Source organism: Microbispora cellulosiformans (assembly GCF_008728085.1).
GTDB classification, from domain to species: Bacteria; Actinomycetota; Actinomycetes; order Streptosporangiales; family Streptosporangiaceae; genus Microbispora; species Microbispora amethystogenes.
This window is the reverse complement of the sequence record NZ_VYTZ01000007.1, coordinates 27,560-46,059: the sequence shown is the minus strand read 5'-3', so window position 1 is coordinate 46,059 and position 18,500 is coordinate 27,560. Positions and strand designations below refer to the sequence as shown.

Here is an 18,500-nt window from a genome sequence, read left to right as displayed (position 1 = left end):
GGACGCATGCCTCGCTATGACTACCGTTGCCGCGCGTGCGGATCGACGTTCGAGCTCAACCGCCCCATGGCCGAGGCCGGCGACCCGGCGGCCTGCCCCTCCGGCCACGACGACACCGTGAAGCTGCTGTCCACCGTCGCGGTCACCGGCAAGGCGTCCGGGGCCCCCGCCGCCGCCCGCCCCGCGGGCGGCGGCTGCTGTGGTGGAGGGTGCTGCGGGGGATAGCCCCGAGCCGGACTTGAGTCCCGGCGGCCCGGACGGCCCGCAGGTGTGTGCTGTGCACGCCTGCGGGCCGTCCGCGTTCTACGGGCCGGAGAGCGCACAGGAGTCTGTCGATCCATCTTTGTCCACGACATGGCGGACTTTTGACTGTCCAACATAAAGTCTGTGTTAAGCAAGACTATCTTTCGACTTTCCCGGAAGTTAGTCTCTGCCTCAGAGACACCCCCGGCGCGGGCGCTCCGCCCGCGCAGCCTCTCTCTCAGCGAGGTGACGTTCTTGCCTGCCCTCCTTCCTCCTCTTCGGAACGTCCGCAGAAGCCTGGTCGCGCTCGGCCTCGCCGGCGCGCTGACCATCCCCCTCTGCGCTCCGGCGAGCGCGACGGGCCCCGGCGGGCCACCTGGCGGTCCTCACGGCGGTCCTCCCGCGGGCGGCCCCGCCGCGCCCCGCCCGTCCACGGCGACCGGCGAGAACGTCGCGAACCCGGTGCTCACGGGACCGATCGCGAACACCTCTCCGGTCGGGAGCCCCCAGCACGGGTATCCGTTCCTCGCCACCGACGTCGACCTCAGATCGGCGGGCTACGTCGAGCAGGAGTTCTTCGTCTCCGGCACGGCGACGAGTTACGCGACGCGCGGCACCGGCACCGCGACCGTGGTCAGCACCGGCAACCCGTACCGCACCCGCCTCGTCGTGCGCCGCCCGGCCGACGCCCGCGCGTTCAACGGCGTCGTGATCGCCGAGTGGTACAACGTGAGCAACCAGTGGGACCAGGAGGTCGACTGGTTCCAGTCCCACGAGCACCTGATCCGGGAGGGGTACGCCTGGGTCGGCGTCTCCGCGCAGCGCGCCGGAGTGCACTCCGCGACCGGGCTCAGGGCGTGGAGCCCGGCCCGCTACGGGACGCTGGACGTGACCGCGGGCGGGACGGTCAACGACGACAGCCTGTCCTACGACATCTTCAGCCAGGCCGTGAAGGCCGTCCGCGGCTCCACCGGCCGGAAGGGACCGCTCGGCGAGCTTCCCCGGCCGCGCTACGTGATCGCGACCGGCCACTCGCAGTCGGCCGGCCGTCTGGCGAACTACTACAACGCGGTCCAGCCGCTCGCGAACGTGCTCGACGCGGTCGTGCTGCACGGCGGTGGGGGCGTGCTCCGCACCGACCTGCCGACGCCGGTGTTCCGCGTCAACTCCGAGGGCGACGTGAGCGGCGGCATCCTGCCGGCGGCCGCCCGTGCCCAGGCCGACTCGGCGATCCTGCGCAGCTGGGAGGTGGCCGGGGCGTCGCACGGCGACTGGAAGCTCATCCGGGACTACGGCCCGCTGCGCAAGCGGGACATCGGCAGCTATCCCGGTGGCTATCCGGGTGAGCCGCAGACGTGCGCGCTGCCCTCGCTGTCCCGCATCCCCCAGCACATGGTGCAGAACGCGGCGTACGACCACACGCTCGCCTGGATCGCCTACGGCGTGCTGCCTCCGGCGGCACCCAAGATCCAGATGACCGACGCGGTTCCGCCCGCGATCGCCCGCGACTCTCTCGGCCTCGCGCTCGGCGGCATCCGCCTCGCACAGCAGGAGGCGCCGCTGCGGATCAACACCGGCACCAACACCGGCCCGGGCTTCTGCTTCCTCGACGGCAGCTCACTCCCGCTGACCGGTGCGCAACTCGCCCAGCTCTACCCGGCCCCGCGGTCGTACGCCGACAAGGTGGTGGCGACGACGCTCGCCGACGTCAGAGCCGGGTACATCTCGCGGTCGTTCGTCCGCGATCCCGCCTGGTACTCCGACATCCGCGACCTCATCGGCGAGTACGTCGCCTCCGGCGCCGTCACCGAGGCCGTCGGGGCGACATTGGAAGATCGCCTCCGGCACGCCGAACGGGCCGGCCTCGCCGGAGACGAGCCTCCCGCGATCGCCCACCTGCGGCAGCTCGCCGAGCGGGCGGGCAAGCAGATCACGGACGCCGCGGCGCGGGACGGCGTGGTGCGGGTGACCCAGGCGCTTGCCGACCTCCTCACCGAGGCCCGGAAGCTGGACCAGCCCAAGGGCCACTAGACATGTCCCTGATCCTCCGGCCCTGAGCCGGTAGTCCGGGCCGGAGGATCAGGCGACACGGTTCGAGGCGAGGAGCCGGACGGGTCAGGCGGCCGTCGGGCGCCTCACCCGGGGCCGGCGCTGGAACGGCAGGTAACGCTGCGGCAGGTGCGCGCGGGCCGGCAGGTCGGTCGGCTCGACCGCCAGGATCCGGTCGAAGCGGAACGCCCTGATCGACCGCCTGAGGCGGCACCAGCCGACCAGGTACCAGAACTCGCCGTGGACCATGCAGGTCACCGGCTCGACGTCGCGGACCGACAACCGGCCCCCGGCGTCGTGATATTGGATTCGGATCACCAGACGGGCGGTGATCGCGCCCGCCACCGCCCGTACCCGCCGGGCGACGTCGGTGGGGAGCGGGGTCGTCAGCGTGGTGAGGGTCGTGGCGATGACGTCGTCGTCCAGGTCGAGGTGCTGGAACGCGTGGCGCAGGCCGCGCCGGGCGGTGACCGACTGGGGGCCGGCTCCGAGGTGAGCGAGGGACAGGGCGAGGGCGGCGAGTTCCTCGGCGGTCAGCGTGTGCCGAATGACGTTGGCCATAGTCTGACAATAATCATCAGGACTGACATTTTCCCGAACGGGTGCTCGGAAGCGTGGACAGGTTCGCCTGACCATACGGCCACCTTCTCCTGACCCTTTCGCCCGCCGCCGCGGACCGCCTAAATGGCTTTCCGGCCCGGGCCGCCGACGGTAGTTTCTCGGTCGTGCATCCTCCGATCGAGCCCTACGACCACGGGCACCTGGACACCGGCGACGGGCACCTCGTCTACTGGGAGGTCTGCGGGAACCCCGAGGGCAAGCCCGCGCTCGTCGTGCACGGGGGTCCCGGCTCGGGCTGCACACCCCGCCAGCGCCGGGCCTTCGACCCCGGCCGCTACCGGATCATCCTCTTCGACCAGCGCAACTGCGGCCGGAGCCTGCCCCACGCGAGCGACCCGGCGACCGACCTCACGACCAACACCACCCACCACCTCGTCGCCGACATGGAGCGGCTGCGCGAGCACCTCGGCGTCGACCGGTGGCTGCTCTACGGCGGGTCCTGGGGTTCCACGCTCATCCTCGCCTACGCCGAGGCCCACCCGGAGCGGGTGTCGGAGATCGTCCTCGCCGGTGTCACCATGACCCGCCGCTCCGAGATCGACTGGCTGTACCGGGGCGTCGCCCGTTTCCTCCCCGAGCAGTGGCAGCGCTTCCGGTCCGGGGTCCCCGAGGACGAGCGCGACGGCGACCTGCTCGCCGCGTACGCACGGTTGATGTCCGACCCCGACCCGGACGTACGGGCCAGGGCGGCGCACGCCTGGACGGCGTGGGAGGACGCGGTGATCGCGCACGAGGTCAACGGCGCGCCGAACGCCTACAGCGACCGGCCCTCCCCGGCCCTGCAGGCCTTCGTCAGGATCTGCGCCCACTACTTCTCGAACGCCGCCTGGCTGGAGGAGGGCGTCCTGCTCCGCGACGCGCACCGGCTGGCGGGCATTCCCGGAGTGCTCGTCCACGGCCGCCTCGACCTCGGCGCGCCGCTGGAGACCGCCTGGCAGCTGGCCGGGGCCTGGCCGGACGCGCGTCTCGTCGTGGTGGACGACTCGGGCCACACCGGCAGCGACGCGATGCGCCGGGAGATCCGGGCGGCGCTGGACCGCTTCGGGGCCCCGCCGCCCGGCTGACGACCGGCATCCAGTCCCGCCGCCCGGCCGACGACCGACGCCCAGAACGCGGCCGGGCCCGCGACCCCGCCGGGAAGCGGGGCGCGCGGGCCCGGTGACGGTGTCGTGGTTACCGCGACAGCTGGGTCAGGTCGCGGGAGGCACCGGTCGAGGCGGAGGTGGTCAGCGCGGCGTACGCCTGCAGGGCGGCCGAGACCGGCCGGTGCCGGTCGCGCGGCCGGTAGCCGCCGAGGTCGGCCAGCAGCCGCTCGCGGCGGGCGGCCAGCACGTCGTCGGCCACTTTGAGCTCGATCGAGCGGCCCGGGATGTCGATCTCGATGACGTCGCCGTCCTCGACCAGGGCCATCGTGCCGCCCTCGGCCGCCTCGGGGGAGGCGTGGCCGATGGACAGGCCGGACGTGCCGCCGGAGAAGCGGCCGTCGGTGACCAGGGCGCACGCCTTGCCCAGGCCGCGGCCCTTGAGGAAGCTCGTCGGGTAGAGCATCTCCTGCATGCCGGGGCCGCCCTTGGGGCCCTCGTAGCGGATGACGACCACGTCACCGGGCTTCACCCGGTTGCCGAGGATGCCCTCGACGGCGTCCTCCTGCGACTCGAACACCACGGCGGGGCCGGAGAAGCGCCAGATCGACTCGTCCACCCCGGCCGTCTTGACGACGCAGCCGTCCTGGGCGAGGTTCCCGTACAGCACGGCGAGGCCGCCGTCCCGGGTGTAGGCGTGGTCGAGGTCGCGGATGCAGCCCTCGGCGCGGTCGAGGTCGAGGGAGTCCCAGCGGGCGCTCTGGGAGTACGCCTTGACGGTCCGCACGTTGCCGGGCGCCGCGTGCCACAGCTCCAGGGCCTCCTCGGTGGCCTCCGGAGACTTCGGGTCCCACTTGGCGATGTACTCGGCCATGGAGGGAGAGGACACGGTCGGCAGGTCGCGGTGGATCAGGCCGGCCCGGTCCAGCTCGCCGAGGATGCCGGGGATGCCACCCGCCCGGTGCACGTCCTCGACGTGGTACTTGGCCGTCGCGGGGGCGACCTTGCACAGGCACGGCACCCGCAGCGACAGCTCGTTGATCTCCTTGAGCCCGAAGTCGACGCCCGCCTCACGCGCGGCGGCCAGGATGTGGAGGATCGTGTTGGTCGATCCGCCCATGGCGACGTCGAGCGCCATGGCGTTCTCGAAGGCCTCGCGGGTGGCGATGCTCCGGGGCAGGACCGACTCGTCGTCCTCCTCGTAGTAACGCCGGGCGAGATCGACGATCCCCCGGCCGGCGTTCTCGAACAGGGCCTTGCGGGCCGTGTGGGTCGCCAGCGTGGTGCCGTTGCCGGGCAGGGCCAGGCCGATCGCCTCGGCCAGGCAGTTCATCGAGTTGGCGGTGAACATGCCGCTGCAGGACCCGCAGGTCGGGCAGGCGTTCTCCTCCAGCTCCAGCAGGTCGGCGTCCGACACGCTCTCGTCGGCGGAGGCGATCATCGGGTCGATCAGGTCGAGCTTGCGGCCCGGGACCTTGCCGGCCTCCATCGGGCCGCCGGACACGAAGATCGTGGGGATGTTGAGCCGCAAGGCGGCGAGCAGCATCCCGGGGGTGATCTTGTCGCAGTTGGAGACGCAGACCAGCGCGTCGGCGCAGTGGGCGTTGACCATGTACTCCACCGCGTCGGCGATGAGCTCGCGGGACGGCAGCGAGTAGAGCATGCCGCCGTGGCCCATCGCGATGCCGTCGTCCACGGCGATCGTGTTGAACTCACGCGGGATCGCGCCCGCCTCGCGGACCGCGCCCGCCACCACCTCGGCGACCTCGCGCAGGTGCACGTGGCCGGGCACGAACTGGGTGAAGCTGTTGGCCACGGCGACGATCGGCTTGCCGAGGTCGCTGCCCGCTACGCCCGTGGCCCTGAGCAGCGCGCGGGCGCCGGCCATGTTCCTGCCGTGGGTGACAGTGCGGGACCTGAGAGCGGGCATCGAGGGACCCCCATCTGGAGACGTCTGAGTCTTCAAATGGTACGGCCAGTGCCCGGTTGCCGAGACCCGGTGTCCACGTCCCGGGACGGTGCGCCGTCCTACTCGGGGTAGCGCGCGGGCAGCACGCGCTCGGCGGCGCGGTAGATCGCGTCGATCTCGGCCGTGGTGAGCGACCTCTCCCGCTTCGTGATCCACTTGCGGACCAGGCCGCCGGAGAAGACGTCGACGTCCCGGATGTTGAGGATCCGCCAGGGGATCGGCGGCCCGTAGATGGCCAGGGACGGCACCACGGTGATCTCCCGGCCGAGCGCCTTGCTGATCAGGTCGCTGGCCTGCGCCGCCTCCCACCGGGCCTCATCGAGACGGGGCTTGCGGTTGAACGGGCCGTGGAAGAGCTTGCGGTGTGTCTGGACCCGCACGGGCAGCCGCTTGTCCCACTTCTCCGAGTCCACCGCGTACACGCCGGTGGGCCCGACCACGAGGTGGTCGATCTGCGCCTCGCTGCCGGGGATGGCCCGGGCGTGCAGCGTCAGGTAGCCGTTCCGCTCCAGCTTCTTGAGCTGGGCCTCGGTGCGGCGCTCCGCCGCCGAGGCCCGCCGCCAGGCGGGAACCGTGGACATGGTGCGCGCGCGGTAGACGGAGTCGGCGGCCCACGCGAGGATGGCCGCGGTGAGCCCGATCCGCCAGCCGCCCAGCAGCACGCCGAACACCACCCCCGCGGCGAGCGCCACCAGGGCGCGCCGGCGCAGGTGCCGGTATCTCGGGTCCTGCAGCAGGCCGCGGAGCGACGCCCGCTCCACCGGAGCGTACTCGGGGGGCGCCGCCGCCTCGGGTGGGGCCGAAGGGCGCTCCGCCTGCTCCGATGCCTGGTCACCGACCCAGATGGGTGACGTATCGTGACCGTCGTCTGGCCTTAGACCGGTATCCACATCACTCACGGTAGTTGAGTCGTCTACAGCTTGCCTAGTGTTGAATGGTTCATACTTTTGTTGCCTGCTTGAGCTGATTTGAAGCTCGAAAGGCCGGGTATCTTCTCTAGATATCCCCGGCCGGGCGGCCTACGGTTCGGAAGCGTGGCGCACATTCACGACCTTACCGCCCTTGAGCAGGCGGCAGCCGTACGAACGGGTGAACTCTCCCCCGTCGAGATCGTCGAGCACTACCTGGAGCGGATCGAACGGCTCGACTCCGGTGTGGGGGCGTTCGTCACGGTGACCGCCCAGCGGGCCCTCGACCAGGCCCGCGAGCAGGAGGCCCGGATCGCCGCGGGCGACGCCGGCGACCATCCGCCGCTGCTGGGCGTGCCCGTCCCGATCAAGGACCTCAACTTCGTCAAGGACGTGCCGCTCTACTTCGGCTCGGCCACCTACGAGGGGTTCGTCTCCCCGGTGGACGACAGCGTGGTCGAGCGGCTGCGAGAGGCCGGCACGGTCATGCTGGGCAAGACCAGCACCCCGGAGTTCGGCCTGCCCTGCTACACCGAGACCTACGTGAGCGAGCCGGCCCGCACCCCGTGGGACACCGGGCGCTCCGCCGGCGGTTCGAGCGGAGGCGCCGCGGCGGCCGTCGCGGCCGGTCTGGCGCCCGTCGCCCACGGCAGCGACGGCGCGGGATCGATCCGCATCCCCGCCTCCGTCTGCGGCCTGTACGGCATCAAGCCCAGCCGGGGCCGGATCTCCTTCGCCCCGATCGTCCCCGATCTGGCGGGGCTGTCCACCAATGGGCCGCTGGCCCGGAACGTCGCCGACGCCGCGGCGCTGCTCGACGCGATGGCCCACCACAACCCCGGCGACCTCTACCACGCGCCGCCGCCCGCGCTCGGCTCGTTCTCGGCCTACGTGGGGCGCGACCCGGGCCGGCTGCGGATCGCCAGGTTCGCCGAGCCCGCCGTGCCCGGCGCGGAGGTCCACCCCGACGTGCTCGCGGCGTACGAGAGCGCCTCGGCGGCGCTGGAGGCGCTCGGTCACGAGGTGGAGGAGATCGCGCCGCCGTTCGGCCCGGACATCGTGCCCGAGTTCGTCAAGCTGTGGTTCAGCTTCGCGTGCATCCACCCCGTCTCGAAGGAGCTCGAACCGAAGCTGCGCCCGCTCACCGCCTGGCTGCGCGAGCGGGGCCACGCGCTCTCGGCGCCCGAGTTCCTGCACGCGCAGTCGGCGCTCCAGCTCGCCACCCGGTTCGCGATGCTCGTCACCGACACCTACGACGCGGTGCTGTCGCCGACCGTCACCCAGCCGCCCGTGCCGGTGGGCTGGTTCGAGGACGTCGACTCCCCGGAGGAGACGTTCGAGCGGATGAAGCGGTTCGCGCCCTTCGCCGCCATCTACAACGTGAGCGGCCAGCCCGCCGTCAACCTCCCGCTGCACTGGACGCCCGGCGGCCTGCCCGTCGGCGTCATGCTGGCCGGCCGGTACGGCGACGAGGGCACCCTCATCTCGCTGTCGTCGCAGGTGGAGGCGTCCGTCGGCGGATTCTGGGGCGACCGCAGGCCGTCCATGTGGTGACGACCTAACGCAGGAGCTCCACGACGTGCGCGGAGACGTCGGCGAGTAGCGTGGCGGGACGCACCGGCGCCGCCGCCACGGCGGAGATCAGGGCGGGCAGCCCCGGCAGCGGGAAGCCGTCGTCCGCGGCGACCGCGCCGGCCGCGTCGTGCTTGGCCAGCGCGGCCCGGCTGCGGTCCCACGCCTCCAGCGTCTCCTCCGGCGACGGCACGCCGAACCCGTGACCGACCGGGGCGGCGTGCCGCAGCCGTACGAGCGGGGTCTCGGCGAAGGCCAGCGCGACGCGGCAGCGCGCCGCCAGGTCGCCGGGGTCCGGCACCCAGTCGAGGGCCGGGCAGGGGGTGCGGCACCGGCCCGCGCAGGTGCCGAGGGCCCCGGCCACCTGGCTGTGCTGCCGGTCGAAGTAGGCCCGCCAGCCCGTGGGCGGCTCCACCGCCACCCGCAGCGTGCGTTCGGCCGCCGACCGCTCGGCCCGCGTGTGGTCGCACTCGCGGTCGGCCATGGCCCCGAACCTGCTGCCGGGGGCGCGCAGGCCCTCCGGCCACCGGGCGGGGTCGCCCGCGTGCCCGAGCGCGGGCTCGAAGGCCAGCAGCGGGAGATACTCGCCGCAGATGTGCACGGCCGCGATCATCGAGCTCAGCTCGCGCCGCCGCCAGCGGGCCTCGATCACCTCCAGGAGCAGCGCGTACGCCGGGCGCAGCGAGTCGAGCGCGCCCCGCGGCTGCTCCCTCGGCGTCTGCGGCATGTGACACGCGCGGGCACGCCGGCGCAGGCCGGCGGGCACCGTCTGGGCGTCGATCTCGGCCGCGAAGTCCTCGGCGTCGAGTGTGAGCAGCCGCTGGCCGAACTCGCAGACCGACGCCACGCGGGCCGCCCGGGCGTCCTCCCCGAGCACGGCCGGCGCGAGCGCGCCGACGTCGCCGAACGAGTACCTCCGGGCCAGGGCGATCAACAGGTCTCGGGCTGAGTGCACCCGACGACCCTACTCACGACGCCGGTGGCGGTATGGGCGGGTTCGATCAGGATCAGTGGGCCCGTCGGCGTGGGGATCGGGCAGGATCCGCACCTCGCCCAGGTTCTCCGGCGCGTCCATCAGGTGCTCGCCGGTGTCGTCGTAGGAGGCGGCGTTCCGCAGGCGCGAGCCCTCGATCACCTCGATCCGCCTGATCCAGCCGGTTCTCCGGCCCGCCACGGCCCGCACCCGGTCGCCCTCGCGCAGGGGCTCCCACATCTCCCCGCTCAGGCACATCGCCCCGACCTCGCGGGCGCGCCCCTCGTCGATCGCGCACCAGTAGGTCCATTTGGCGTTGTCGCCGCCCTTGCCGCCGTCGCGGAAGCGCCGCAGCCGTACGACCTGGCCCTCCACGGTGACCGGGCCGGTCAGGTCGGAGAGCGCGAACAGGATCGGCGGGCCGGCGACCGCCAGGCCCACGGCGAGGGCGGCGGGTACGACGAGCCCGTCCGGCCACACGCCGAAGGCGGAGGCCGCCACCAGGAGCACCCAGGTGGGGAAGCCGGTGAACCAGCCGGCCACGAGGCCCCGCACGACGGCCGAGCCCGGTGGCCGGCCCCACAGGAGGCGGGACGGATAGCGGACGTTGACGACGTGCCACATGCCGCCGTAGTCGGACCACGCCCGGCTGTCGTCGGCCGGGGTGCCGACCGGCAGGCTCGTGACGGCCCGCGGCGCCAGGCCGAGGGCGGCGGCGTACGCGAGGTGGCGGCCCCAGATCGTGACCGAGGCGGCGGGCTGCTCGGCGAACCGCCCGGTCGTCCCCAGGTGCGCGCGGACGCCGAGCCAGTGGGCGGCGGCCCTGGCCCCCTCGGCCGTGCCGCGCTCGCCGTTCAGCCGCCCCATGAGTGCGAGGAGACCGGCGAAGGAGACGACCGCCGCGCCCACCCCGGCCTCGTGGTCCTTGTCGGAGATGTTCGCCGCGACGCCGATCACCGCCGCGGGCAGCGCGGCCACGGCGGTGAGGAGCGTCGCGTGCGCCCTGCTCCAGCGCGGCCGGGACAGCCCCTGCTCCCGGGCCTCGGTGATCACCTTCCGGCGGAAGCTCTTCCACCACCGGCCGAGGTCGCGCGAGCCCTCGGCCAGCGCGCCCGTGGCCACCACCCCGTCGACGGCCAGCGAGCGGACGTGGTCGTAGACGAGCCGTTCGTACGGGCGCAGGCCGCCCGGGTCGCGCCGCATCCGGACGAGCGACAGCTCCGGCCCGATCTCCTCGACGCCGACGACGCCCCTCGCGGCGAGGTCCAGCAGGGTCGCCGAGACCGCCTCGTCACACAGCCGCCAGCCGCCGGTGATCAGGTCGACCACCGCGGGGGACTGGGGGGCGAGGTTCGCGGTGGCCGGCCCCGCCTCGACGTCCGGGTTCCTCGTCGCCGCGGCGAGCGCGAGCAGGAGCAGCAGCCACAGGCCGGTCACCGCCGCGGCGGCCGTCCAGGCGACCATGACCATGATCAGAACCTGACCTGTACGGGACCGCGCTCCTCGCCGGGAGCCCGGAAGTACTCGCGGGGCGTGAAGCCGGTCATGCCCGCCACGATGTTGGCGGGCACCGTCTGGATCGCGTTGTTGTAGGTCAGCACGGCGTCGTTGTAGTACTGCCGCGAGTAGGCGATCCGGTTCTCGGTGGTGGCGAGCTCCTGCTGCAGCTCCAGGAAGTTGCCGCTCGCCTTGAGGCCGGGGTAGGCCTCCGCCACGGCGAACAGGCTCTTCAGCGCGCCGGACAGCATGTTCTCGGCCGCCGCCTGCTCCGCGGGGCCCTGGGCGCCGATCGCCCGGGAGCGGGCCGCGACGACGGACTCCAGCGTGGCCCGCTCGTGGGCGGCGTAGCCCTTGACGGTCTCCACGAGGTTGGGGACGAGGTCGCGGCGGCGCTTGAGCTGCACGTCGATCTGCGCCCAGGCGTTGTCGACGGAGTTGCGGCCACGCACGAGGCGGTTGTAGACGGAGACGAGCGTGGCGACGAGGACGGCCACGACGGCGAGGGTGACGATCATGGGGATCACGGGGGCCTCCTGCACGGACGACGATCCGTGGCCGTTCACCCTGGGAAGACCCGCCGCCGTCCGCACGCGCGCCGGTGGGGGCACGCCGTACGGCCGGGATGGCGGGCGGCGGGGCGCGGCGGAGGGGGCCCGCCGCGCCCGCGCCGGGTGAACGGCCCGGCCCCCTCATGTCACTCCGGTGCTCTTGCACCGGGCTTGCGCCCCGCTTTCACCCGCCCGGCCCTCCCTCACGAGGCGGCCGGGCGGGCCAACTCGTCACTCAGAGGCGTCGCGGGCCTGGGCCCGCAGCGCCCGGCTGACGCCGTCGGCGCCCTCCAGGAGCAGCCGCCGCAGCGCGTGCGGCGGCTGCTGGGCGCTGATGAGGTCCTGCGTCCTCGCCACGGTCTCCGGGCGGATCAGCAGGGCCGGGTAGCACCCGATCGCGAAGTTCTGCGCCATGTCGGAGGTCCACTTGGTCCAGATCCGCCCGACCTCCTCGAAGTACCGGTCGCCGTACGGCTCCAGCAGCTCGGGGTGGTGCGGGTCCACGAAGCCGAGGATCGTGGAGCGCAGCAGGGCGCCGCTCAGCTCGCCGCCCACGATGGCCGCCCAGGACCGGGCCTTGGCCTCCGCGTCCGGGATCGCCGCCCGGGCGTTGGCCGCCGAGCGCTCGCCGGTCGCGGTGGCGTCGCGGGCCAGCTCGGCGTCGATGTCGGCGGCGCCGAGGACCCCGCGGGACACCAGCCCGTGGACGAGCGTCCAGCGCAGGTCGGTGTCGACGGCCAGGCCCTCGGGCACCTCGGTGCCGTCCAGCACGCCCTTGAGGAACGCCAGGTCCTCCTCGGAGGTCGCGGTCGCGGCCAGGGCGTTGACGTAGGCGAGCTGGTGGTCCGAGCCCGGCTCCGCCGAGGCGACGAGACGGCGCAGCGCGCCGGCGAGCTCGCCCAGGCCGGTCGCCCGCCACGCCGGGTCGGCGTACTGCTGCACGGCCTGGCGGGCCTGGCGCAGCACCGTCTGCACCACGGTGATGTCGCGCACCGAGTCGATGCCTGACACGACCAGCCGGATGTAGTCGCGGGTGGCCATCTCGGCGTCCCGGGTCATGTCCCAGGCGGCCGACCAGCACAGGGCGCGCGGCAGCGACTCGGTGAACGCGGTGATCCCGCCGTTCACGAGCGTCTGCAGCGACCGCTCGTCGAGCCGGATCTTCGCGTACGTGAGGTCGTCGTCGTTGATCAGCACGAGGTCGGGCCGGGTCTCGCCGACCAGCTCGGGCACGGCGGTGCGCGCCCCGACGATGTCGAGCTCGACCCGCCGGGTCCTGGTGAGCACGCCCTCCTGCAGGGAGTACAGGCCGACGGCGACGCGGTGCGAGCGCAGCGTCGGGTGCTCGGGCGTCGCCTCCTGCAGGACCTCGAAGCCGAGGAACCGGCCCTCGTCGTCGGTGGTGAACGACGGCCGCAGGGTGTTGACGCCGGAGGTCTCCAGCCACTCCTTCGACCAGGACGACAGGTCGCGGCCGGAGGTGCGCTCCAGCGCCGACAGCAGGTCCTGCAGGGTGGTGTTCTTCCAGGCGTGCTCGTTGAAGTAGTCGCGCACGCCGGCGAGGAAGTTGTCCAGCCCGACGTAGGCGACGAGCTGCTTGAGGACCGAGGCGCCCTTGGCGTACGTGATGCCGTCGAAGTTGACCTCGACGGCCTGCATGTCGGGGATGTCGGCCGCGATGGGGTGGGTGGAGGGGAGCTGGTCCTGCCGGTAGGCCCAGGACTTCTCAACGTTGGCGAACGTCGTCCACGCGCCCTGGCCCCAGCGGGTGGCCTCGGCCTGGCACAGCACCGACATGTAGGTGGCGAACGACTCGTTCAGCCACAGGTCGTCCCACCACCGCATGGTGACGAGGTCGCCGAACCACATGTGGGCCATCTCGTGCAGGATCGTCTCGGCCCGGCGCTCGATGATCGCGTCGGTGACCCGCGAGCGGAAGACGTAGTCCTCCAGGAACGTCACCGCGCCGGCGTTCTCCATCGCGCCCGCGTTGAACTCCGGCACGAAGAGCTGGTCGTACTTGCCGAACGGGTAGCGCAGGCCGAAGACGCGGTGGAAGAAGTCGAAGCCCTGCTTGGTGACTTCGAAGATGTTCTCCGGGTCGAGGTGCTCGGCCAGCGAGCGCCGCACGTAGATGCCGAGCGGGATGCCGTCGTGCTCGTCCCGCACCACCGCGTACGGCCCGGCGATGAGGGCCGTGATGTACGTCGACATGGGAGGGGTCGGCGGGAAGTGCCAGCGCCTGGCGGCCTGCAGCGTGCCGTGCCGCCCGTGGTGCTCCTCCAGCTCCTCGACCGAGTCGGGGGAGCCGTTCGACACGACCTCCCACTCGGCGGGCGCGAGGACGGTGAGCTCGAAGGTCGCCTTGAGATCGGGCTGGTCGAAGCAGGCGTACATCCGGTGCGCGTCCGCCGTCTCGAACTGGCTGTGCAGGTAGATCTGCTGGTCGACCGGGTCGACGAAGCGGTGCAGTCCCTCGCCCGTGCGCATGTACGAGCAGTCGGCGTCGACGCGCAGTTCGTTGCGCTCGGCCAGGTCAGGCAGCGGGAAGCGGCCCTTGTCGGCGTCGTAGGTCCGCACGTCGAGATCCCGGCCGTTCAGCACCACCTTCCGCACGTGGGCGCCGTGCAGGTCGATGAACGTGCCCGCCCCCGGCCGGTCGGACGTGAAATGGACCGTCGTGATGCTCTCGTACCGCTCCTCGCCCTCCGTCAGGTCGAGTTCGACCTGGTAGGACTGGACCGTGAGCAGCCGAGCACGCTCCCGAGCCTCGTCACGTGTCAGATTCCCTGCCACACCCACTCCTCATCGCATGATCAATCCCCCGGTTCCCCGTCGCCCCTTCGCGTACAGGGATGGATGAATCCTGCCACGTCACGGTCACAGGACGGATTCGACATCGCCCCTACCCGGAATAGGAAGCCACTCGACGGTCCTCTTGACAGGGCCTTCCGGCCGGGGCTCGCGTTCTGACAGTGCAGGCGCGAGGATGAGGAACATGCGTCAGATCTACGTGAACGGGGACTGGGCGCCGTCCTCCTCGCGCGAGGCGGTCGAGGTCGTCAACCCGGCGACCGAGGAGATCGTGGACCGGGTGCCCGCGGGGTCGGCCGCCGACGTGGAGTCCGCGGTCGCCGCCGCCCGTGCCGCCTTCCCGTCCTGGGCGGCGGCGGAGCCCGCCGAGCGCGCCGCGCTCCTCGGGACGGCCGCCGCGCTGCTCAGGGACCGCGCCCGGGAGATCGCCGCGACGATCGCCACCGACATGGGTGCGCCGCTGCCGCTCGCGCTCAAGGTGCAGACGCTGATGCCCGCCGAGGTGCTGGCCTCCTACGCCGACCTCGCCAAGCGGTACGACTTCGACGGCGGGCGGGTGGGCAACTCGCTGATCGTCCGCGAGCCGGTCGGGGTGGTCGGCGCGATCACGCCGTGGAACTACCCGCTCCACCAGGTCGTCTGCAAGGTGGCCCCGGCCCTCGCGGCCGGCTGCACGGTGGTGCTCAAGCCGAGCGAGGTCGCGCCGCTCGCGGCGTACGCGTTCGCGGACATCCTGCACGAGGCCGGTCTGCCGCCCGGCGTGTTCAACATGGTGAGCGGGTACGGCCCGGTGGTCGGCGAGGCCGTCGCCGCGCACCCCGGCGTGGACATGGTCTCCTTCACCGGCTCCACCAGGGCCGGGCGCCGGGTCGCCGCCCTCGCGGCCGGGACGGTCAAGCGGGTGGCCCTGGAGCTGGGCGGCAAGTCGGCGAACGTCATCCTCCCAAGCGCCGACCTGGAGAAGGCGGTGAGGAACGGGGTCGCCGGGGCCTATATGAACTCCGGCCAGACCTGCTCGGCGCTGACCCGGATGCTCGTCCACCTGGACCAGTACGACGAGGCGGTCCGGCTGGCCGTGGAGGCGGCGGCGAAACACGTCCCGGGCGACCCGTTCGCCGAGGGCACCCGGCTCGGCCCGCTGGTGTCCGCGGCCCAGCGCGACCGGGTGATCGGATACCTCAACCGGGGCCAGGAGGAGGGGGCGCGCCTCGTGCTCGGCGGAACCGGCAACCCCGTGGGCCGCGGCTACTACGTCGAGCCCGCGGTCTTCGCCGGGGTGGCGCCGGGCATGGCCGTCGAGCAGGAGGAGATCTTCGGCCCAGTGCTGTCGATCATTCCCTTCGTCACCGCGGACGAGGCCGTCGAGATCGCCAACGGCACGCCGTACGGGCTGTCGGGGGCGGTCTGGGCGGGCACCGAGGAGGAGGCGCTCGCGGTCGCCCGCCGCCTGCGCACGGGCCAGGTGGCGGTCAACGGCGGCCGGTTCAACCCGATGGCGCCCTTCGGCGGCTACAAGCAGTCGGGCGTCGGGCGTGAGATGGGGGAGTTCGGCCTGGAGGAGTTCCTGGAGACCAAGGCGATCCAGCTGTAGGGACGCCTCAGGGCGTCTGGAGCAGGATTTTGCGGCGCTCGTCCTTGCCCAGCCGGTCGACGTACAGCGTGCCCTCGAGGTGGTCGAACTCGTGCTGGAAGCACCGGGCGAGCATGCCCCTGGCCTTGACCGCCACGGGCCGGCCGAGCTTGTCGACCCCGCGCAGTGTGACCCCGGCGGCGCGGACGGTGGGGGCGTAGAGCGGCTTGCCCGTCTCCTTGCCCGGCACCGACAGGCAGCCCTCCTCCTCGACGACCTCTCCCGGGTCGTCGATCGTCAGCTCCGGGTTGACCACGTGGCCCTTGCGGTTGCTGATGTCGTAGACGAACAGCCGCCGGCCCACCCCGATCTGCGGCCCGGCCAGTCCCACGCCGTCGGCCTGGTACATCACCGCGAACATCTCGTCGACCAGGCGGCGCAGCTCCCTGTCGAAGTCCGTCACGGGCTCCGCGGGGGTACGCAGGACGGGGTCGCCGACGTAGCGGATCTCGCGCATGACACTCCTGCTCCGGCATGAGGTGGTGTAAGAGCCACTGGCGGTGTTCGTCTCTTACCTTAGTGGAGGCCGGGGTCACGTCCGCCAGAAGTCGTCTGGGAAACTTGTCCCGTGCGTGTCTACATCGGTGCCGACCATGCCGGCTACGAGCTCAAGAACCACCTGGTCTCCTGGCTGAAGGAGCAGGGCCACGACGTGGAGGACTGCGGCCCCCACGTCTACGACGCGGAGGACGACTACCCGCCGTTCGTGCTGCGCGCCGCGCAGGGCGTCGTCGCCGACGAGGGCAGCCTCGGGGTGGTGATCGGCGGCTCGGGGAACGGCGAGCAGATCGCCGCCAACAAGGTGCGCGGGGTGCGCGCCGCCCTCGCCTGGAACGAGGACACGGCCCGGCTCGGGCGCGAGCACAACGACGCCAACGTCATCAGCATCGGCGCGCGGATGCACACGCCGGAGGAGGCCGCCCGGTTCGTCGAGGTCTTCCTCGGCACGGCGTTCTCGGGCGCCGAGCGGCACGCCCGGCGGATCCGCCAGCTCGCGGAGTACGAGACGACCGGCGAACTGCCGCCGCTGCCCGCCTGAGCCGAGCAGCCCGAAGACGCTCAGCCCGAAGGCGCTCCGCCTGAGGCCGCCCGGCGGCGGGCGCCTGACGGGTGGCGTCAGCGGCCGTCCCGGTCACGACCCCGGCGGGACTCCCGCCGGGTCGCCGTCTCGTCGCGCAGCGGCCGCCGCTCGGCGGTCTCCTGCTGCTCCCGGCTCGGCCGGGACACGTCGCGGGCCCGCATGGCCGTGGTCGCGGTGATCTGCAAACTCTGCAGCGCCATATTGCGAGCGTACGCCCCGGGCCGTGAACGTGCGATCGGATGCGCGGACATCCGCACCGGGCGGCCGGGACCGCGATCGGGGTGTGGCCCGTGATCTTCGGCCGGAGTAGGCTGAGAAGATCACGGGACACGACCCGGGCGTCGGTCAAGCGGGTGCCGCCACCTGGGATGTCCGGATACAGTCGAGGCCATCATGACTTCCCGTCCGGCGCCGCTGATCTCTCCACGGCTGCGCGCCTTTCTGGCGCGCGTGCCACTCCTGGTGCCGTTGGTCCGTTTTGTCAGAAAGGTGTGGTCGAAGGACCGATACCTCCTGATCGCCCTCGTCGCGGTCACCGTGGTCATCGGGGTGCTCGACGCGGAGGTCTCGGCGTACTGGTTCTCGCCGTCGCTGCTGATCCTCGTCACGCTGATCGGCGGCCTCCAGCTCCGCCTGCGCAGCCTGGCCATCCTGCTGTGCGTGGCCGCGGCGTCCCTGGCGTACATGGGATCGACCAGAGGAGTGCTCGCCGTCGGCCCGGGCCTGCTGATCACGATGGGCTTCACCGCCGCGCTCGCGTGGACGATGGCGCGGACGCGGGGCAAGCTCGGCGTGCAGGGCCTGCGCGGCGACGCGATGCTGCTGGAGCTGCGCGACCGGCTCAAGCGGCAGAGCGAGCTGCCGCCGCTGCCCAAGGACTGGGGCGGCAAGGTCGTGCTCAAACAGGCCGGAGGATCGTCCTTCGGCGGTGACTTCGTCGTCTCCATGCGCGAGGGCGACCGGGTCCAGCTCGCCGTCGTCGACGTGTCGGGCAAGGGCGTCGACGCCGGCACCCGCGCGCTCATGCTCTCCGGCACGTTCGGCGGGCTGCTCGGCTCGGTGGACGACTTCCTGGCCGCCTGCAACTCCTACCTCCACCGCCAGATCGGCGACGAGGGGTTCGTCACGGCCGTCCACCTGACGCTCGACCTGTCGACGGGGGAGTACACGATCACCTCCGCCGGGCACCCGCCGGTGGTCCGGTTCGACTCCGGGTCGGGCACCTGGCGGGTGTCCACGGCCAAGGGAGTCGTGCTCGGCGTCGTGCCCGACCTGGCCTGCGAGACCGACAGCGGCGTGCTGCGGAAGGGCGACGCGCTCATGCTGTACACCGACGGGCTGATCGAGCAGCCCGGCCGGGACATCGACGCCGGGCTCGACCGGCTGCTGGGAGAGGCCGAGCGGCTGCTGCCCTCGGGCTTCCGGGACAAGGCGCGGCAGCTCGTGCAGGCCATGTCGTCCGGTCACAACGACGACTGCGCGCTCGTCCTCATCTGGCGCCCCTGAGACC

Annotated in this window: 17 protein-coding genes; 8 read left to right on the top strand and 9 right to left on the bottom strand. The window is 72.4% G+C overall.

The window, feature by feature from the left end; translation table 11 throughout:
• The first annotated feature begins 6 nt into the window (after nt 1–6).
• Both F5972_RS20005 and F5972_RS20000 read left to right on the top strand, forming a co-directional pair.
• The gene (locus F5972_RS20005) at nt 7–225 is read left to right on the top strand and encodes an FmdB family zinc ribbon protein (protein WP_150935127.1); all 219 of its coding nucleotides are present in this window, start codon (nt 7–9) and stop codon (nt 223–225) included.
• 273 nt (nt 226–498) lie between these two features.
• A complete protein-coding gene (locus F5972_RS20000; RefSeq protein WP_150935126.1) occupies nt 499–2,274 on the top strand; it encodes an alpha/beta hydrolase domain-containing protein in 1,776 nt (591 codons plus the stop codon).
• A gap of 84 nt (nt 2,275–2,358) precedes the next feature.
• Here the strand turns inward: F5972_RS20000 and F5972_RS19995 are convergent, their stop codons facing one another.
• Entirely contained in the window at nt 2,359–2,853 is a 495-nt protein-coding gene (locus F5972_RS19995; protein ID WP_150935125.1) for a helix-turn-helix transcriptional regulator, read from the bottom strand.
• Between the two features lie 164 nt (nt 2,854–3,017).
• On the opposite strand from F5972_RS19995, the gene pip reads away from it, so the two are divergent.
• Nucleotides 3,018–3,977: a prolyl aminopeptidase gene (gene pip / locus F5972_RS19990; RefSeq protein WP_150935124.1), complete on the top strand. Its 960-nt coding sequence runs from the start codon at nt 3,018–3,020 to the stop codon at nt 3,975–3,977.
• A gap of 109 nt (nt 3,978–4,086) precedes the next feature.
• Here the strand turns inward: pip and ilvD are convergent, their stop codons facing one another.
• Nucleotides 4,087–5,925, bottom strand: coding sequence for a dihydroxy-acid dehydratase (gene ilvD, locus F5972_RS19985; protein ID WP_150935123.1), 1,839 nt, complete (start codon nt 5,923–5,925; stop codon nt 4,087–4,089).
• A gap of 98 nt (nt 5,926–6,023) precedes the next feature.
• Nucleotides 6,024–6,725, bottom strand: a complete 702-nt coding sequence (locus F5972_RS19980; RefSeq protein WP_225311672.1) for a nuclease-related domain-containing protein — start codon at nt 6,723–6,725, stop codon at nt 6,024–6,026.
• A gap of 273 nt (nt 6,726–6,998) precedes the next feature.
• On the opposite strand from F5972_RS19980, the gene F5972_RS19975 reads away from it, so the two are divergent.
• The gene (locus tag F5972_RS19975; protein WP_150935121.1) at nt 6,999–8,426 is read left to right on the top strand and encodes an amidase; all 1,428 of its coding nucleotides are present in this window, start codon (nt 6,999–7,001) and stop codon (nt 8,424–8,426) included.
• A gap of 4 nt (nt 8,427–8,430) precedes the next feature.
• Here the strand turns inward: F5972_RS19975 and F5972_RS19970 are convergent, their stop codons facing one another.
• From F5972_RS19970 to F5972_RS19960, 3 genes are read right to left on the bottom strand one after another with little or no spacing between them, the layout of a single operon-like run.
• Entirely contained in the window at nt 8,431–9,399 is a 969-nt protein-coding gene (locus F5972_RS19970; RefSeq protein WP_150935120.1) for a hypothetical protein, read from the bottom strand.
• Nucleotides 9,400–9,408: 9 nt separating this feature from the next.
• Nucleotides 9,409–10,887, bottom strand: a complete 1,479-nt coding sequence (locus tag F5972_RS19965) for a DUF2207 family protein (RefSeq protein ID WP_150935119.1) — start codon at nt 10,885–10,887, stop codon at nt 9,409–9,411.
• A 2-nt stretch (nt 10,888–10,889) separates the two neighbouring features.
• Complete coding sequence (locus F5972_RS19960) at nt 10,890–11,432, bottom strand: LemA family protein (RefSeq protein ID WP_150935533.1); 543 nt, start codon at nt 11,430–11,432, stop codon at nt 10,890–10,892.
• Between F5972_RS19960 and F5972_RS37360 the strand changes: the two genes are divergently transcribed.
• On the top strand, nt 11,431–11,592 hold the full coding sequence (locus tag F5972_RS37360) for a hypothetical protein (protein ID WP_191910228.1): 162 nt from the start codon (nt 11,431–11,433) through the stop codon (nt 11,590–11,592). The genes F5972_RS19960 and F5972_RS37360 overlap by 2 nt on opposite strands.
• Nucleotides 11,593–11,696: 104 nt before the next feature.
• On the opposite strand, the gene pepN is transcribed toward F5972_RS37360, so the two are convergent.
• Nucleotides 11,697–14,261 (bottom strand): aminopeptidase N, encoded by a 2,565-nt coding sequence (pepN, locus tag F5972_RS19955; protein ID WP_150935118.1) that lies wholly within the window; start codon nt 14,259–14,261, stop codon nt 11,697–11,699.
• Nucleotides 14,262–14,463: 202 nt separating this feature from the next.
• Here pepN and F5972_RS19950 point away from each other — a divergent pair, with 202 nt between their 5' ends.
• Nucleotides 14,464–15,870 (top strand): aldehyde dehydrogenase family protein, encoded by a 1,407-nt coding sequence (locus F5972_RS19950; protein WP_150935117.1) that lies wholly within the window; start codon nt 14,464–14,466, stop codon nt 15,868–15,870.
• A gap of 7 nt (nt 15,871–15,877) precedes the next feature.
• On the opposite strand, the gene def is transcribed toward F5972_RS19950, so the two are convergent.
• Nucleotides 15,878–16,366, bottom strand: a complete 489-nt coding sequence (def, locus tag F5972_RS19945; RefSeq protein WP_150935116.1) for a peptide deformylase — start codon at nt 16,364–16,366, stop codon at nt 15,878–15,880.
• 111 nt (nt 16,367–16,477) lie between these two features.
• Between def and F5972_RS19940 the strand changes: the two genes are divergently transcribed.
• A complete protein-coding gene (locus F5972_RS19940; protein WP_150935115.1) occupies nt 16,478–16,948 on the top strand; it encodes a ribose-5-phosphate isomerase in 471 nt (156 codons plus the stop codon).
• 77 nt (nt 16,949–17,025) lie between these two features.
• On the opposite strand, the gene F5972_RS37355 is transcribed toward F5972_RS19940, so the two are convergent.
• A complete protein-coding gene (locus F5972_RS37355) occupies nt 17,026–17,190 on the bottom strand; it encodes a hypothetical protein (RefSeq protein WP_191910227.1) in 165 nt (54 codons plus the stop codon).
• A 193-nt stretch (nt 17,191–17,383) separates the two neighbouring features.
• On the opposite strand from F5972_RS37355, the gene F5972_RS19935 reads away from it, so the two are divergent.
• Nucleotides 17,384–18,496 carry a PP2C family protein-serine/threonine phosphatase gene (locus F5972_RS19935; protein WP_150935114.1) on the top strand — a complete coding sequence of 371 codons (1,113 nt, stop codon included), beginning with the start codon at nt 17,384–17,386 and terminating at the stop codon, nt 18,494–18,496.
• Nucleotides 18,497–18,500: the final 4 nt, after the last annotated feature.

What these genes read in the sequence shown, in the direction of transcription:
- F5972_RS20005 (WP_150935127.1), top strand. Translation starts at nt 7, where the DNA reads ATGCCTCGCTATGACTACCGTTGCCGCGCGTGCGGATCGACGTTCGAG.
- F5972_RS19965 (WP_150935119.1), bottom strand. Translation starts at nt 10,887, where the DNA reads ATGGTCATGGTCGCCTGGACGGCCGCCGCGGCGGTGACCGGCCTGTGG.
- def (WP_150935116.1), bottom strand. Translation starts at nt 16,366, where the DNA reads ATGCGCGAGATCCGCTACGTCGGCGACCCCGTCCTGCGTACCCCCGCG.
- F5972_RS19950 (WP_150935117.1), top strand. Translation starts at nt 14,464, where the DNA reads ATGCGTCAGATCTACGTGAACGGGGACTGGGCGCCGTCCTCCTCGCGC.
- F5972_RS37360 (WP_191910228.1), top strand. Translation starts at nt 11,431, where the DNA reads ATGGGGATCACGGGGGCCTCCTGCACGGACGACGATCCGTGGCCGTTC.
- F5972_RS19935 (WP_150935114.1), top strand. Translation starts at nt 17,384, where the DNA reads ATGACTTCCCGTCCGGCGCCGCTGATCTCTCCACGGCTGCGCGCCTTT.
- ilvD (WP_150935123.1), bottom strand. Translation starts at nt 5,925, where the DNA reads ATGCCCGCTCTCAGGTCCCGCACTGTCACCCACGGCAGGAACATGGCC.
- F5972_RS19995 (WP_150935125.1), bottom strand. Translation starts at nt 2,853, where the DNA reads ATGGCCAACGTCATTCGGCACACGCTGACCGCCGAGGAACTCGCCGCC.
- F5972_RS37355 (WP_191910227.1), bottom strand. Translation starts at nt 17,190, where the DNA reads ATGGCGCTGCAGAGTTTGCAGATCACCGCGACCACGGCCATGCGGGCC.
- F5972_RS19960 (WP_150935533.1), bottom strand. Translation starts at nt 11,432, where the DNA reads ATGATCGTCACCCTCGCCGTCGTGGCCGTCCTCGTCGCCACGCTCGTC.